10 protein-coding genes are annotated in these 15,827 nt (G+C 64.1%); 5 read left to right on the top strand and 5 right to left on the bottom strand.

Annotated features, from left to right (window positions below; genetic code table 11):
• Window positions 1-133: 133 nt before the first annotated feature.
• Window positions 134-913 carry a methyl-accepting chemotaxis protein gene (locus CAF70_RS28195; RefSeq protein WP_371053098.1) on the bottom strand — a complete coding sequence of 260 codons (780 nt, stop codon included), beginning with the start codon at window positions 911-913 and terminating at the stop codon, window positions 134-136.
• Window positions 914-2,341: 1,428 nt separating this feature from the next.
• Window positions 2,342-3,700 carry a diguanylate cyclase gene (locus CAF70_RS16940; RefSeq protein WP_085626096.1) on the bottom strand — a complete coding sequence of 453 codons (1,359 nt, stop codon included), beginning with the start codon at window positions 3,698-3,700 and terminating at the stop codon, window positions 2,342-2,344.
• 248 nt (window positions 3,701-3,948) lie between these two features.
• Here CAF70_RS16940 and CAF70_RS16935 point away from each other — a divergent pair, with 248 nt between their 5' ends.
• The 4 genes from CAF70_RS16935 to speA all read left to right on the top strand — a co-directional run bounded on the left by CAF70_RS16935 (window position 3,949) and on the right by speA (window position 8,290).
• The gene (locus CAF70_RS16935; RefSeq protein WP_085626095.1) at window positions 3,949-5,016 is read left to right on the top strand and encodes a DUF2333 family protein; all 1,068 of its coding nucleotides are present in this window, start codon (window positions 3,949-3,951) and stop codon (window positions 5,014-5,016) included.
• 2 nt (window positions 5,017-5,018) lie between these two features.
• On the top strand, window positions 5,019-5,555 hold the full coding sequence (locus CAF70_RS16930; protein WP_085626094.1) for an NUDIX hydrolase: 537 nt from the start codon (window positions 5,019-5,021) through the stop codon (window positions 5,553-5,555).
• A 297-nt stretch (window positions 5,556-5,852) separates the two neighbouring features.
• Window positions 5,853-6,224 (top strand): translation initiation factor Sui1, encoded by a 372-nt coding sequence (locus tag CAF70_RS16925; RefSeq protein ID WP_085626093.1) that lies wholly within the window; start codon window positions 5,853-5,855, stop codon window positions 6,222-6,224.
• A 152-nt stretch (window positions 6,225-6,376) separates the two neighbouring features.
• Window positions 6,377-8,290: an arginine decarboxylase gene (gene speA / locus CAF70_RS16920; protein WP_085626092.1), complete on the top strand. Its 1,914-nt coding sequence runs from the start codon at window positions 6,377-6,379 to the stop codon at window positions 8,288-8,290.
• A 35-nt stretch (window positions 8,291-8,325) separates the two neighbouring features.
• Here the strand turns inward: speA and CAF70_RS16915 are convergent, their stop codons facing one another.
• The 3 genes from CAF70_RS16915 to CAF70_RS16905 form a co-directional block, all read right to left on the bottom strand.
• Window positions 8,326-8,757 carry a hypothetical protein gene (locus CAF70_RS16915; RefSeq protein WP_085626091.1) on the bottom strand — a complete coding sequence of 144 codons (432 nt, stop codon included), beginning with the start codon at window positions 8,755-8,757 and terminating at the stop codon, window positions 8,326-8,328.
• A gap of 61 nt (window positions 8,758-8,818) precedes the next feature.
• The gene (locus tag CAF70_RS16910; protein WP_256573303.1) at window positions 8,819-9,085 is read right to left on the bottom strand and encodes a polymorphic toxin type 44 domain-containing protein; all 267 of its coding nucleotides are present in this window, start codon (window positions 9,083-9,085) and stop codon (window positions 8,819-8,821) included.
• Between the two features lie 137 nt (window positions 9,086-9,222).
• Window positions 9,223-10,578, bottom strand: a complete 1,356-nt coding sequence (locus CAF70_RS16905; protein ID WP_085626090.1) for an MATE family efflux transporter — start codon at window positions 10,576-10,578, stop codon at window positions 9,223-9,225.
• 283 nt (window positions 10,579-10,861) lie between these two features.
• Between CAF70_RS16905 and CAF70_RS16900 the strand changes: the two genes are divergently transcribed.
• Window positions 10,862-15,763, top strand: coding sequence for an alpha-2-macroglobulin (locus tag CAF70_RS16900; RefSeq protein ID WP_085626089.1), 4,902 nt, complete (start codon window positions 10,862-10,864; stop codon window positions 15,761-15,763).
• Window positions 15,764-15,827 lie beyond the last annotated feature (64 nt).

The raw sequence follows: 15,827 nt of genomic DNA, 5'->3' as shown, positions 1-15,827 counted from the left end.
CCGCTGGCTCATGTGCTGCCTGTGCCGGCCTCTTCGCGGGTAAACCCGCTCCCACCTCGACCGCATAAACCTCAAGCCATGCGCTATCCCTGTGGGAGCGGGCATGCCCGCGAAGAGGCCGGTACAGGCCAACCTAGACTCTGAAGGCCCGCACCGCCCGGTTCAGTTCACCCCCCAGGCTCAGCAACTGCTCGCCTTGCTCGCGCCCCTCGCCAATGCGCTGCAGGTTGTCCTCACCCAACTCGTGAATCCGCTCGCTGTGGTCGCGAATCTCGCTCACGGCACCGCTCTGCTGCGCCGTGACATCGGCAATCCGCACCGCAGTGTCCGAAATGGTGCGAATGGCACAGACAATCTCGTCCAGCGCCCCATCCGCCGCCTGGGCCTGGTTGGCCGTGGCCTCGGCATGCTCCAGTTGCGCACGCATCCCGGCCACCGAACTTCTGGCGGCCTGCTGCAAGCGGTCGATCAGCGCCTGAATTTCGCCGGTAGCCCCGGTGGTGCGCTGTGCCAGTGAACGCACCTCATCGGCCACCACGGCAAAACCACGGCCCATCTCACCGGCCCGGGCCGCTTCGATCGCGGCATTCAGTGCCAGCAGGTTGGTCTGCTCGGCAATCGAGCGGATCACCGTCAGCACGCCGCCGATGGTGGCCGATTCTTCCGCCAGTTGCTCGATCATGCGGGCATTGCCCTGCACTTCATCGACCAGCTCACGCAAGCCGGACAGACTCTGGCCAATCACCGCCTGGCCTTGCTCCACTGCACGCCCGGCATCGCGGCTGGCGTCGGCGGCGGCGCTGGCGTCGCCGGCCACTTGCTGAATGGTCGCTTCCAGTTCGCCCAGGGCATCGCGGATCTGCCCGGTGTCGCCAGCCTGGCGTTCGGCGCCGTCATGCAGGGCGGCGCTCATGCCGGCCAGGGCATGGCTGCTGCCAGCCACCTGTTCGGCGTTGTGGCGGATGGTGCCCACCAGTTCCACCAGGTATTGGCGCAGACGGTTGAGCGATTCCTGGATGTCGCTCAGTTCGCGGTTGGTGTTGCCCAGGGCGATGGCTGCGGCGAAGTCGCCCTCGGCCCAGCGTGACAGGGCCGGCGCCAAGCCGGTCAGGGTGCACGCCAGGCGGCGTTGCAGAGTGTCTACAAGCAGGGCGATAAGCAGGATCAGGCCGATCATCAGGCCCTGGATGATGCGGACTTCGGCGGCAATTTTCGCATGCTGGGCGCGTACCTCGGGCTCCAGTGCCGCAATGGCCTGCTGCACGGCTGCCAGGCGCTGGCCAGTGCTGGCGGCCAGGGCGACGCGGCGCTCGATCTGTTCGCGGGTGCGCTGCAGTTCGGCCGGATAGCGGCTGAGCAGGCTCTGCAGTTCGCGCTTGAGGCCAACGGCAATGTCTTCCTGCTGGGCGCTGGCCTGGGTTTCCAGGCCCATCATCGCGGCGAAGTCGTCAGCACCGGATTCGGCGGTGCGGGTTACGCCCAGCAACGGCAAGGCGTCGATCGCCTGTGCCTGGGCGCGGATCAGTTGCAGCTCGCGCTCCACCTCGTCGGCCAGCTCCGGGCGGCCGCTGCTGACCAGCTTGTCGCGGGCCAGCGACAGGCGGCCGAGGTGCACGCTGGCGTCGAGCAAGGGCACAAGGTAGCGGTTGGCGTCGGTGCTGCCGCTGCCGCGGGCGTAGCCAGCAAGCTGCTCGAAGTTGGCGCCCAGTTCCCGCTCGGCCTGCAGCAGCAGCGCTTGCGGGTCGCCGGCCAGCTTGCCGGCGGCCAGCAGTTCTTCGGCCGTAAAGGCTTGCAGGTTGTCCAGACTGGGGCGCAGTTTATCGGCCAGCTCGGTGGGCAATTCGGTCAGCGCGGCCTGCAGCTGCTGGTTGGCCTGAATTGCCGCAGCGTGGCGCAGGGCATCGCCGCTGGCCAGATAAGCCTGGATGTTGCCGGCCGCCTGGTTCTGAAACTGCTGGGACAGACCCAGGTAGCGCTCCATCAGTTGATAGGGGCGCTCCAGGGCACGCTGCGACCACCACAAGGTGGCGCCCAGGGCGATACACACGGTTACCAGCAACAGGGTGTTGAAATTGGTCAGCCACTTCAGGCGCATAGCCGCGAGCTTCCTGCGGGGAGGGGAGAGTTCGGTGGCTGAAGTTATTGCGTTTTTGTGACGGGGTGATGACGACAGGGGGTTGGCGCCATAAAAAAAGTGGCACAGTGCCTGTATCTGTATTGCCTGTACTGGCCTCTTCGCGGGCTCGCCCGCTCCCACAGGCTATTTACCAGACCTGAATGCAGCGCAATCCCTGTGGGAGCGGGCAAGCCCGCGAAAAGGCCGGTACAGGCGAAGAAGAACTCAGGGCTCTACACGCACCACGCAATTACGCCCGGCATGCTTGGCCCGGTACAGCGCCTCGTCCGCCGCACTGGCCATGGTCAGCGCATCCAGCCCCTCATCCAGCTGCACCACCCCGGCACTGAAGGTGCACTGCAAGTCCCGAGGCTGCGCCGGGTAGAGAATCTCGGCAAAGCGCCGGCGGATTTCATCCAGCACCTTGTGCGCCGCGTCCAGCGCGGTATTGGGCATCACAACGGCGAACTCTTCGCCACCATAACGGCCAATGAAGTCGGTCTTGCGCAAGCGCTGCTTGAGAAACAGCGCCAGGCTCTTGATCACCCGGTCGCCCATTGGGTGGCCGTGGCGGTCGTTGATCTTCTTGAAGTGGTCGATATCGAGCATGGCAAAGCTCAACGGCTGCTGCTCACGACGGGCGCGGAAGCTGCAGTCCTCCAGCAGTTGCAGGATGTGGGTGTGGTTGTACAACCCGGTCAGGCTGTCGCGCACCATGCGTGCCTTCAGGTGCCGGGCACGGGCGGCGCGGTTGCGCACGGTAGTGATCAGGTGGCGTGAGCGAAACGGTTTGGTCAGGAAGTCATCACCGCCTTCGCTCATGGCGTCCAGCTGCTTGTCCAGGTCGTCCTCGGCAGACAGGTAGATGATCGGCACACTCACATAACGGTCGCTGTGGCGGATTACCTTGGCCAGCTCAGGGCCGGTACAGGCCGGCATGTACAGGTCGAGGATGATCAGGTCGGGCTGGAAGTCGGCCAGCTCGGCCATGGTGCGGATCGGGTCGGTCAGGCTGCGGGTGATCATGCCGGCGCTGGCCAGCACGCGCTCGGTGTACAGAGCCTGTGTGCGCGAGTCGTCGATGATCAGCACGCGCAACGGGTCGTGCGGGGTGGCATTGGTCAGCAGCTCGACCTTTTCCAGCAGGCTGGAGGCTTCCAGGGTACCGGTAAGAAAGTCCTGGGCACCGGCGCGCACGGCGGCCAGGCGGGTCGGGGTATCGGTTTCCTGGTGGCTGAAGAACAGCAGCGGTATGTGCCGGGCCAGCCCCTGCTGCACCTGGGCCGCCAGCAGCAGGCCTTGGCCGGCACCGTTGAAGTCGACATCCATGATGATGGCCGAGGGCGGGTATTCACTGATCGAGGCCTTGAACGCCGCAGCGCTGGCCAGTGCCTGCACCACCAGGCCAAAGAATTCCAGTTGCTGGGCCAGGCGCTGGGCACGCTCGTGGTCCTGCAGCAAGATGTACACCGGCTTGCGCAGGGGCGGTAGCAGCACCTGGTCGAGCGGGTCATCCTTGCGCAGGCCGCTACGCGTCAGCTGTTGGGCGGGGCACAACGGGCTCGGCTCGGCTGCTTGGCTCATGTCCTGGCTACTTGTAGGTTGGGGTGTGCAGGGGCAATGATGGCTCTATGCTAGCAGTTCTTTTCAGGTGCGTGACTGCCCCGCATCAACAAAGCGGGCAGAACGAATATTCAGTTGCTGACCGATTGGTCGCTTATGCGTAAGGCGGTGTCTGCTTTATAGTGCTGCCACGCGGGCTTGCCGTGGCACCCTGACGCAGGCCTGTGGTCCAAGCCCCTGAACCGTCGTGACTGATTAAGGACAAAGCCATGCTGGACTGGAAAAACCGCGAGGCCAAAGCCGAGCCCCGCGAGCGTGTCGATGGCCGTGGCGCCGCCGCCCGTAGCTACCTTGGCGGCCTCTGGAGCCGTGCCCTGGGGACCCTGATCGGGTTGTACCTGCTGGTGTGTATCGGCCTGGGCTGGTACTGGAGCCAGGAGCCGGCCTTGTTCCCGGTGCAGCAGAACGCCCAGGCCGCAGCCGAGCGCACTGGCCAGCAGATGGTGGTGGGCTACACCACTATCGAAACCCTCAAGACCGTGGCCGGCACCTTGCTGAACAAGCCGGGTGGCTACATTTCCAACGACCGCTTCCCGCCAGGGCTGTGGATGGACAACATGCCGAGCTGGGAATATGGCGTGCTGGTCCAGGTGCGCGACCTGTCCCGTGCCCTGCGCAAGGACTTCGCCCGTTCTCAGTCGCAATCCACCGAAGACGCCGACCTGGCCAAGGCCGAGCCGCGTTTCAACTTCGACAACAAGAGCTGGATCCTGCCGTCGAGCGAGTCGGAGTTCGAAGAGGGCATCAAGTCGCTGACCCGCTACCAGACCCGTCTGGCTGCCGGTGACAAGGGCGCGATCTTCTACACCCGTGCCGATAACCTGAACAACTGGCTGGGTGATGTAGCCACCCGCCTGGGCTCGCTGTCGCAGCGCCTGTCGGCCAGCGTTGGCCGGGTCAAGCTCAACACCACGTTGAAGACCGAGTCGGTGGTCGCCGGCCAGGCGCCGCAGGTGGACGAGGAACTGGTGGAAACCCCATGGCTGCAGATCGACAACGTGTTCTATGAAGCCCGTGGCCAGGCCTGGGCGCTGTCGCACCTGCTGCGTGCCATCGAGGTGGACTTTGCCGACGTGCTGGCGAAGAAGAACGCCACGGTCAGCGTGCGCCAGATCATTCGTGAGCTGGAAGCCTCGCAGGAAGCGCTGTGGAGCCCGATGGTGCTCAACGGCAGTGGCTTCGGCATGTGGGCCAACCATTCGCTGGTCATGGCCAACTACATTTCCCGGGCCAACGCCGCGGTCATCGACCTGCGTCAGCTGCTGTCGCAGGGTTGATGATGGCTATCAGCCCAAACGAGGCCGCCCACCGGGCGGCTTCCGACCGCGAACTGGTCACTTGGGTGGACGAAGCCGACCAGGTGCTGGGCGCCATGCCCCGCGCCGAACTGCGCGAGCGCGGCCTGATCGGGCGTTGCACGTTCATTCTGCTGTTCAACAGTGCTGGTGAACTGTGCGTGCACCGGCGCACCCTGAGCAAGGCGCTGTACCCGGGGTACTGGGACGTGGCGGCGGGTGGCATGGTGACGGCCGGGGAGGCGTATGCCGATTCGGCGGCGCGTGAGCTGGCCGAGGAGCTGGGGATCGCTGGTGTGGCGCTGCATTTTCATGAGCGGTTCTACTTTGACCAGCCGGATAACCGTTTGTGGTGTGCGGTGTATTCGGCGGTGTCGGATGCGCCGTTGCGCTTGCAGCCGGAAGAGGTGAGCGAGGCGAGGTTCATTAGCCTGGAGCAGGCTGAGCAAGAACGCCTGACGAAGCCGTATTGCCCGGACTCCCTTGCGGCGTTGCAGCGCTATAAAGCCAGCCTGGAATAGTTGTTTTGGCAGTGCCGGCACTTTCGCGGGCACGCCCGCTCCCACAGGTATTGCGCAGCCTCCAGATGCGGCGCCGTACCTGTGGGAGCGGGCATGCCCGCGAATAGTCGCAAAACATTCGCAAAATGCCGCATTCCGGTACTTAGCAACAGCCGCATTTATCGTTAAACTGCGCGCCCTTTTCGGGCTGCCGCAGGTCTTGCGGTGGTAGCGCCGCCCCTGCCAGAGTGGGGCTTCGCGGTCGGGCTCAACCCCCTGGGGCCGACCAGTTTTTGTCCTCAGCACCGAGGAACAAAAGTGGCCAAGAAAGCTTCTTCCTTCGCCGCCCTTGGCGGTCTCGTTTACTCCACCGACGCCGGTCGGCACTGCCCCGACTGTGGCCAGCCGGTGGATGCCTGTACCTGCAAGCAGCAGGTCATCCCCGAAGGCGATGGCATCGCCCGTGTGCGCCGCGAAAGCAAGGGGCGCGGCGGCAAGACCGTGACCACCGTCACCGGCGTGCCGCTGCCGCTCGACCAGCTCAAGGAGCTGGCCTCTACCCTCAAGCGCCGCTGTGGTACTGGTGGCGCGCTGAAGGATGGGGTCATCGAGATCCAGGGCGACCATGTCGAGCTGCTGATCGGTGAGCTGACCAAGCAGGGCTTCAAGGCGAAAAAATCCGGCGGCTGAGGCGGCCACGCGATTTTTTGCCCAGTGCTTTCTAAACTCGTTGCCGTGACCAGGGTCTATCCCAGGGCACGGACGAATCGTCATTTTTGGCTTTTACACTGCGCCCGCCTCCTCGCGGGGCAGTGTCTTCGACTTATCTATAGGGGACTTGAATGTCCGTACGACGCACACGCAAAGACGATGGTAGCCAATGGACCGTGGCCGACAGCCGCAGTGTTTATGGCATCCGCCATTGGGGCGCTGGTTATTTCGCCATCAATGAAGCCGGGCGCGTCGAAGTACGCCCCAACGGCCCGAAAAGCGCACCGATCGACCTGTTCGAACAGGTCGACGAACTGCGCCAGAGCGGCTTGTCGCTGCCATTGCTGGTGCGCTTCCCCGACATTCTGCAGGACCGCGTGCGCCAACTGACCGGCGCCTTCGACGCCAACATCGCGCGCCTGGAATACCAGAGCAAGTACACCGCGCTGTACCCGATCAAGGTCAACCAGCAGGAAGCGGTGGTGGAAAACATCATCGCCACGCAGAACGTTTCGATTGGCCTGGAAGCCGGCTCCAAGCCTGAGCTGCTGGCCGTGCTGGCGCTGGCGCCGAAGGGCGGCACCATCGTCTGCAACGGCTACAAGGACCGTGAGTTCATCCGCCTGGCGCTGATGGGCCAGAAGCTTGGCCACAACGTGTTCATCGTCATCGAGAAAGAGTCGGAAGTGGCCCTGGTGATCGAGGAGGCCGCGGAGCTAAAGGTCAAACCACAGGTCGGGCTACGCGTGCGCCTGTCGTCGCTGGCCTCGAGCAAGTGGGCCGACACCGGTGGCGAGAAGTCCAAGTTCGGCTTGTCCGCCGCTCAGCTGATTTCGGTGGTGCAGCGCTTCCGCGATGCCGGCCTGGACCAGGGTATCCGCCTGCTGCACTTCCACATGGGCTCGCAGATTGCCAACCTGGCCGACTACCAGCACGGTTTCAAGGAAGCCATCCGTTACTACGGTGAGCTGCGTGCGTTGGGCCTGCCGGTCGACCATATCGACGTGGGCGGCGGTTTGGGCGTGGACTACGACGGTACCCACTCGCGCAATGCCAGCTCGATCAACTACGACATGGACGACTACGCCGGCGTGGTGGTGGGCATGCTCAAGGAGTTCTGCGACGCGCAGGGCTTGCCGCATCCGCACATCTTCTCCGAGAGCGGCCGTTCGTTGACAGCGCATCACGCCATGCTGGTGATCCAGGTGACCGACGTCGAGAAGCACAACGACGACGTACCGACCATCGACAACAAAGAAGCCCTGCCCGAGACCGTGCAATGGCTGGTCGACCTGCTCGGCCCGACCGACATCGAGATGGTCACCGAGACCTACTGGCGCGCCACCCATTACATGGGTGACGTGGCTGCGCAGTATGCCGATGGCAAGATCAGCCTGGCCGAGAAAGCCCTGGCGGAACAGTGCTACTTCGCCGTGTGCCGCCGCCTGCACAACTCGCTGAAAGCCCGCCAGCGCTCGCACCGCCAGGTGCTGGACGAGCTGAACGACAAGCTGGCCGACAAGTACATCTGCAACTTCTCGGTGTTCCAGAGCCTGCCGGACACCTGGGCCATCGGCCAGGTACTGCCGATCATCCCGCTGCACCGCCTGGACGAAGAGCCAATGCGCCGTGCCGTACTGCAGGACCTGACCTGCGACTCCGACGGCAAGATCAACCAGTACGTCGACGAGCAGAGCATCGAGACCAGCATGCCGGTGCATGCGGTGAAGGAGGGCGAGGACTACCTGCTGGGTGTGTTCCTGGTCGGTGCCTACCAGGAAATCCTTGGAGACATGCACAACCTGTTTGGTGACACCGACTCGGTGAACATCTACCAGAACGCCGACGGTAGCGTGTACCACGCCGGTATCGAGACCCACGACACCATCGAGGACATGCTGCGCTACGTGCACCTGTCGCCGGAGGAGTTGATGACGCACTACCGTGACAAGGTGGCCAGCGCCAGGATCACCGCGCGTGAGCGGACCCAGTACCTGGATGCCTTGCGCCTGGGGTTGACCCGGTCTTCGTACCTGTCTTCCTGACTCCAGGAGGGGCCGCTATGCGGCCCCTTCTTTTTCTACTTTGGTTGAGCGGTTGCCGTGAGCTCGATAGTGATTGGCACAACAGCACCATTCTCTTCGAGAATCGATGTGCTCGAATAGCTGTACACCGTATCCTGGGTTCGGGCCGCTATTTTCAACCCCTCCACGTGCTCTATCGCACCAGATTGCCGTGTCACCAGAAAAGGTTTAAGTCTCTTTAGATTCGGTAGTAGCTGCTCATCTCGCTGGGTTTGTTCAGCCACAAAGTACAAATAAATCAGCGGCACCGTCGCCCCACCGTCATTGCTTAGCACTTCATAGACTGCGCTGTGTTTGCCAATAGGGGTGACAGAAACAACCTTGGTCAACACAGGTTTGGAGCCTGAGGTGAGAATCCATAGGGCTTGTCCGAGGGCGAGCAGAAGCAGGGCGGCTATCAGCCATTTAGTAGCCGAACGTCTTCGCATATCTGATACCTGCCTTGATCCATTCCTGATCTTCGGGATCGTCACCATAAGGCGGGTCCCCTCACCACGAGCCAAATGTAGAGTTACTGGTGCCAGCACGGCTTTGCGCCCACCCGGCGCCTCTCAACAAGAATTCTTCCGAGAGACCAGCAGCAGTTCCGGTTGCGCCGTAATTGAAATTTCCCAAGGCCTCATACTTCCTTCCTTGTTGCTTGTAATCCCACTTCCCTCCATTTCGAACCATGGAATAGAACCACGATATTAAAAAGCCGGTGCCGCCATTTTTGAAGTAATCACGCTCTCGGCTGGCAGCATGCATGTTGCTCATTACACAGACGCCAGAAGGTGCAGGTGGTGGGTACATTATGGCTCCTTGCTCATGGCATGGCTAAGATGACGACCCCTCCGTGGGCAGAGCTCTTTTTTTGCCTTGAGCCATCTAATGCAGTCAATTGAGCAATTCTTTCATATTGTGTTCTCCTGCTCCGCCACCCACTTGCCTTGCAGGTTCAATTTCCACCCAGACCACCCCAACGCCACCGCCCGCAACGCCATGAATCCGAGAAAGGCCAACCACAACCCATGGTTGCCAAACCCGCTCATGACCACCCCAAAGGGCAGCGCAATCAGCACCGATAGCAACATTGCATTGCGCATCTCCCGCGCCCGGGTCGCGCCGATGAACAGCCCATCCAGCAAGTAACTCCACACCGCAATCAACGGCAGCAACGCCAGGTACGGCAAGTACGGGTAAGCCGCCGCACGCACACTCTCGATGTCGGTCTGCAAATCGATGAACAGGTGCCCACCCAGCAGGAACAACCCGGCAAACCCCAGGCTGATGATCAGCGACCAGCCACAGGCCACCACCAGCGAGCGGCGCAGGGTGTCGCGGTCGCGAGCACCAATGGCATGCCCGCACAGGGCCTCCACTGCATGCGCCAGCCCGTCGAGGGCATAGGCAGTCAGCAGCAGGCCGTTAAGCAGCAGGGCATTGGCCGCCACCGTGGCTTCACCCAAGCGTGCGCCCTGCACGGTGATCAGTAGGAACACCAGCTGCAGCGCCAGGCTGCGCAGGAAGATGTCGCGGTTCACCGCCAGCAGCGGCCGCCAGGCCTGCCAGCGCCTGAGTGCTGCCCAGGCGATCTGCCCAGGGTAGGCGCGCAGGGCCGGGCGGGTCAGGGCAAGGCCGAGCAACGCGGCGCTCCATTCGGCGATCACCGAGGCCCGTGCCGAGCCCAGCACGCCCCAGTTCAGGCCCAGCACGAACCACAGGTTGAGAGCGATGTTCAGCAGGTTGGTGGTCAGCAGAATCGCCAGCGGCGCCCGTGCGTTCTGTGTGCCGAGGAACCAGCCGACCAGCGCATAACTGGCCAGCGCTGCCGGCAGGCCGAGCAAGCGGGTGTGGAAGAAGTCTTCGGTGGATTGCTGCAATGCCTCGCTTGGCTGCATGGCGTGCAGCGCCAGCTGGCTGAAGGGCAGGGCGAGCAGGCCGATCAGCAGGGCAAAGGCCACCGCCAGCAGCAGGCCCTGCACCAGCACCTGGCGCAGCGCCGCGCCGTCGGCACGCCCGGCAGCCTGGGCGGCGAAGCCGGTGGAACCCATGCGCAGAAAGCCCATCAGGCCGACCATGAAGGTGAACAGCGTGGCGCCCACGGCCACGGCGCCAAGCTGGTGGGCGTGCGGCAGGTGGCCGATGACGGTGCTGTCGACCAGGGCTACCAGCGGCACGGAGATATTGGACAGGATCATCGGCGCGGCCAGGGCCCAGACCTTGTGGTGGGTGGGGCGGTGCTGCCAGTCGGTGGTCAGTTGCGACATTGGAATCCTTGATTTATCAGGGGCCGCCTTGCGGCTCAATCGCCGGCAAGCCAGCTCCCACAGGTATTGCACATGACTTGAACTCGATGCGGCCAGTGTGGGAGCTGGCTTGCCGGCGATTGGGGCGCAAAGCGGCCCCAGTCAACGAATGGCCACAGTGTAACGGTCGGGTCACCCATTCGCGCGACCATGGTCGCACCTGACGCGTAACGTCGGGTACTGCATCCGCCGTTGCGCTATAGTTGCTGCCCTAAACGTACACGCTGCCAAAGAGTTCTACTCCATGTTCAACAAAGGATTGTTGCTGGCCTGCGCGCTGGCTTTGCTCAGTGCCTGTGACTCTTCGACCCCGGGCAAACCGGCGCCAGCCGAAAAACCGGCAGCCACAGCGCCCGCAGCCACCCCGGCCCCCAAGCGCGAAGACCCGGCCGTACTCGCCAAACGCTACGAAGGCCGCGAGCTGACGGTGCTGGATGTTTCCGAAGTGCAGCTCGATGGCGCCGCAACGCTGTCGATCAGCTTCTCGGCACCGCTCGATGCCAAGCAGGACTTCACCAGCAAAGTGCACCTGGTCGACACGGTCAAAGGCAAGCTCGACGGCGCCTGGGAACTCTCCGACAACCAGATGGAACTGCGCCTGCGCCACCTGGAACCGCAGCGCAAGCTGGTGCTGACCGTCGACAAGGGCCTGCAGGCGGTCAACGGCAAGCAGCTGGACAGCGAGTCGATCACCCGCCTGGAAACCCGCGACATGCAACCGACCATCGGCTTCGCCAGCCGCGGTTCGCTGCTGCCCACGCGGCTGGCCGAGGGCCTGCCGGTGATCGCGCTCAACGTCGACAAGGTCGATGTCGAATTCTTCCGCGTGAAGCCGGACATGCTCTCGGCCTTCCTCGTCAACTGGGGACGCAACAGCAGCTTGTACTACTACCAGTCCAAGGAAACCCTGGACATGGCCGAACTGGTCTACAGCGGCCGCTTCGACCTCAACCCTGCACGCAACACCCGCGAGACCGTGCTGCTGCCGATCGCCAGCATCAAGCCGCTGCAGGAGCCAGGCGTGTACCTGGCGGTGATGCGTGCCTCGGGCACCTACGACTACTCGCAACCCGCGACTCTGTTCACCCTCAGTGACATTGGTGTGTCCGCGCATCGCTACCGCGACCGCCTCGATGTGTTCGCCCAGGCACTGGAAGGTGGCAAGGCGATGAACGGCGTCACCCTGGAAATCCATGACGACAAGGGCAAGCTGCTGGCCCAGGCGAGCACCGACAGCGATGGCCATGCCCAGCTGCCGATCACGCCCAAGGCCGACACCCTGATCGCCACCCAAGGGGTGCACACCACCCTGCTGCGCCTGAGCAGCGCGGCGCTGGACCTGGCCGAGTTCGATATCACCGGGCCACAGGCCAACCCGCTGCAGTTCTTCATCTTCGGCCCGCGTGACCTGTATCGCCCAGGCGAAACGGTGTTGCTCAACGGCCTGCTGCGCGACCAGGACGGCAAGCCGGTCAAGGCTCAGCCGGTGAGTGTGGAAGTGCGTCGCCCGGATGAGCAGGTCAGCCGCAAGTTCGTCTGGGAAGCCGACGGCAATGGCCTGTACCAGTACCAGCTGCAGCTGGCCAGCGAGGCGCCGACCGGCCGCTGGCAACTGCTGCTCGACCTGGGCGGCGGGCGCAAGCAGGTGTATGAGTTCCTCGTCGAAGACTTCCTGCCCGAGCGCCTGGCGCTGGAGCTCAAGGGCAGCAGCAAACCGTTGACTCCGGATCAGGATGCGCGCATCCAGGTCAATGGCCGTTACCTCTACGGCGCCCCGGCTGCCGGCAACCGCCTGAGCGGCCAGGCCTATGTTCGCCCGCTACGCGAGGCGGTACCGGCGCTGCCTGGCTACCAGTTCGGCTCTGTCACCGAAACCGAGCTGAACCAGGACCTGGAGCTGGACGAAGTCACCCTCGACCAGGCCGGCAAGGCCGTGGTCGATATCGAAAGCCGCTGGGCCGAAGCCCGCTCGCCGCTGCAACTGACCGTGCAGGCCAGCCTGCAGGAGTCCGGTGGCCGGCCGATCACCCGGCGCCTGGAACAACCCATCTGGCCGGCCGAGCGCTTGCCGGGCCTGCGTGGCCTGTTCGACGGTGAAGAAACCGACAGTGACGGGCCGGTGGAGTTCGAGTTCCTGGTGGCCGATCGCGATGGCAACAAGCTGGCGGCCAACGACCTCAAGGTGCGGCTGGTACGCGAGCGCCGCGACTACTACTGGAACTACTCGCAGAGCGATGGCTGGAGCTACGCCTACAACGAGAAGTTCCTCACCCAGAGCGAAGAGACCGTCAGCGTCAAGGCTGGCTCCACCGCCAAGCTGAGCTTCCAGGTGGAATGGGGTCCGTATCGCGTCGAGGTGGAAGACCCGCAGACTGGCCTGGTGTCCAGCGCACGCTTCTGGGCTGGCTACCGTGCCCAGGACAACGCCGAAGGCGGTGCGGTGCGGCCGGACCAGGTCAAGCTGGCACTGGACAAACCGGCCTACGCTGACGGCGCTACCGCCCAGGTCACCGTCACCCCGCCCGCAGCTGGCAGTGGCTACCTGATGATCGAGTCCAGCGATGGCCCGCTGTGGTGGCAGGAAATCGACGTGCCGGCCGAGGGCAAGACCTTCGACGTGCAACTGGACAAGCAGTGGGCACGCCACGACCTGTACATCAGCGCGCTGGTGATCCGCCCGGGTGAGCGCAAGGCCAACGCCACGCCAAAACGTGCGGTGGGCGTGCTGCACCTGCCGCTGGACCGTGCCGAGCGCAAGCTGGCGGTGAGCCTGCAGGCGCCGGAGAAAATGCGCCCGAAACAGCCGCTGACCGTGAAGGTCAAGGCAGCCAATGCCGATGGCAGCGTGCCCAAACAGGTGCATGTGCTGCTGTCGGCGGTGGATGTAGGCATCCTCAACATCACCGACTTCAAGACCCCCGACCCGTTCGCCAGCCTGTTCGGGCGCAAGGCCTACGGTGCCGACCAACTGGATATCTATGGCCAGTTGATCGAAGCCGGCCAGGGCCGCTTGGCCAGCCTGGCGTTCGGCGGTGACGCGGCAATGGCCAAGGGGGGCAAGCGCCCCAACACCACGGTGACCATCGTCGCCCAGCAGAGCCTGCCGGTGACCCTGGACGACAAGGGCGAGGGCCAGGCCACGGTCGATATCCCCGACTTCAATGGCGAACTGCGGCTGATGGCCCAGGCCTGGACCGAGGAACATTTCGGCATGGCCGAAGGCAAGACCGTGGTCGCCGCACCGCTGATTGCCGAGCTCTCCGCGCCGCGCTTCCTGGCCGGTGGCGACCGCACCAGCCTGGCACTGGACCTGGCCAACCTGTCGGGCCGCGCCCAGCAACTGAGCGTTGAAATCAGCACGGAGGGGCAACTGAGTCTGGCGGCCAACGCCATGCAGAACGTTGCCCTGGCGGAAGGCCAGCGCTCCACCCTGATGATTCCGGTACAGGCCCAGGGGGGCCTGGGGCAGGGCAAGGTGCATGTGCGGGTCACTGGCCTGCAACTACCCAACGAGCCGACCGGCGCGTTCGAGCGTGAGTGGACGCTGGGCGTGCGCCCGGCCTACCCGGCGATACTCAAGCATTACCGCGTGGCCTTGAAAGATCAGCCATGGACCCTGCCTGAAGCAGACCTTGCAGCCTTCGAACCCGCCGGCCTGGAAGCCAGCCTGGCCTTGTCGAGCCGGCCACCATTGAACCTGGCCGAGCAGATCCGTGCTCTCGAAGCCTACCCCTACGGTTGCCTGGAGCAGACCACCAGCGGCCTCTACCCATCGCTGTACGCCGATGCCGACAGCCTCAAGCGCCTGGGTATCAAGGGCGAACCAGCCGATGTGCGCAAGCGCAAGATCGAGATGGGTATCGAGCACCTGCTGGGCATGCAGCGTTACAACGGCAGCTTCGGCCTGTGGAGCTCGGACAGCGAAGAGGAATACTGGCTGACCGCCTATGTCACCGACTTCCTGCTGCGTGCCCGTGATCAGGGCTACGGCGTGCCGGCCGAAGCGCTGAAGAAGGCCAGCGAGCGCCTGCTGCGCTACCTGCAGGAGCGCAACCTGATCGAGGTCGACTACAGCGAGAACGCCGAGCACACCCGCTTCGCCGTGCAGGCCTATGCGGCATTGGTGCTGTCGCGCAGCCAGCAGGCGCCCTTGGGGGCCCTGCGTGGTCTGTTCGAACGCCGCGCCGACGCCCGCTCTGGCCTGCCGTTGGTGCAACTGGCGGTGGCGCTGGACAAGATGGGCGACAAGCCGCGTGCCGAGCAGGCCCTGCAGGCGGGGCTGGGCATCAGCCGCGGTAAAGGCTGGATGGCCGACTATGGCAGCGCCCTGCGCGACCAGGCACTGATTCTGGCGCTGCTGCAGGAAAGCAACCTGGCCAGCCGCCAGGTCGACCAGCGCCTGTTCGCCCTGTCGGATGAACTGGCGGCCAACCGCTGGCTGTCCACTCAGGAGCGCAATGCGCTGTTCCTGGCCGGCCGTAGCCTGCTTGGCAAGCCGGAAGGCCAGTGGCAGGCGCGCCTGGACAGCGCCGGCGAAGTACGCGAGTTCAACAATGCCGAGTCCGGCATGAAGCTCGAAGGCCCGTTGCTGGCTTCGCCGCTTAGTGTGCAGAACCAAGGCAGCGAGACGCTGTACCAGCAACTGACCCTGTCAGGTTACCCGCGCCAGGCGCCTGCGGCCGGTGGCAACGGCATGCAGATCCGCCGTGAGTACCTGGGCATGAATGGCCAGCCGCTGGATCTGCACAACCTGCGCAGTGGCGACCTGGTGCTGGTGCACTTGGCGCTCAAGGCTGAAGACCGCGTACCGGATGCGCTGGTGGTGGACTTGCTACCGGCAGGCCTGGAGCTGGAAAACCAGAACCTGGCGCAGAGTGCCGCCAGCCTGGACAACGCCAGCAGCGCGGTGAAGGAATGGCGCGAGTCGATGCAGAACGCCAGCGTGGTGCACCAGGAGTACCGCGATGACCGTTACGTTGCCGCGCTCAAGCTGGACAGCTACGGCACCACCCATCTGCTGTACCTGGCCCGGGCGGTAACCCCGGGCACCTACCGCGTGCCGCCGCCGCAGGTCGAATCGATGTACCGGCCGAACCTGCAGGCCGTTGGGGATGGGCAAGGGGAGATGACCGTTAAAGCCCGCTAGATTTGTATCGCCTTTACCGGCCTCATCGCCGGCAAGCCAGCTCCCACAGGATGGAGCCTGGCTT

Origin of the sequence: Pseudomonas sp. B19(2017) (genome assembly GCF_002113165.1) — a bacterium.
Taxonomy (GTDB): Bacteria; Pseudomonadota; Gammaproteobacteria; order Pseudomonadales; family Pseudomonadaceae; genus Aquipseudomonas.
Note: the sequence above shows the minus strand (reverse complement) of the source record. Positions and strands in the feature narration are given on the sequence as shown.

Coding starts and splice junctions, on each gene's coding strand:
- CAF70_RS16940 (WP_085626096.1), bottom strand. CDS start 3,700: ATGAGCCAAGCAGCCGAGCCGAGCCCGTTGTGCCCCGCCCAACAGCTG.
- CAF70_RS16910 (WP_256573303.1), bottom strand. CDS start 9,085: ATGAGCAACATGCATGCTGCCAGCCGAGAGCGTGATTACTTCAAAAAT.
- CAF70_RS16935 (WP_085626095.1), top strand. CDS start 3,949: ATGCTGGACTGGAAAAACCGCGAGGCCAAAGCCGAGCCCCGCGAGCGT.
- CAF70_RS16930 (WP_085626094.1), top strand. CDS start 5,019: ATGGCTATCAGCCCAAACGAGGCCGCCCACCGGGCGGCTTCCGACCGC.
- speA (WP_085626092.1), top strand. CDS start 6,377: ATGTCCGTACGACGCACACGCAAAGACGATGGTAGCCAATGGACCGTG.
- CAF70_RS16900 (WP_085626089.1), top strand. CDS start 10,862: ATGTTCAACAAAGGATTGTTGCTGGCCTGCGCGCTGGCTTTGCTCAGT.
- CAF70_RS16905 (WP_085626090.1), bottom strand. CDS start 10,578: ATGTCGCAACTGACCACCGACTGGCAGCACCGCCCCACCCACCACAAG.
- CAF70_RS28195 (WP_371053098.1), bottom strand. CDS start 913: ATGAGCGCCGCCCTGCATGACGGCGCCGAACGCCAGGCTGGCGACACC.
- CAF70_RS16915 (WP_085626091.1), bottom strand. CDS start 8,757: ATGCGAAGACGTTCGGCTACTAAATGGCTGATAGCCGCCCTGCTTCTG.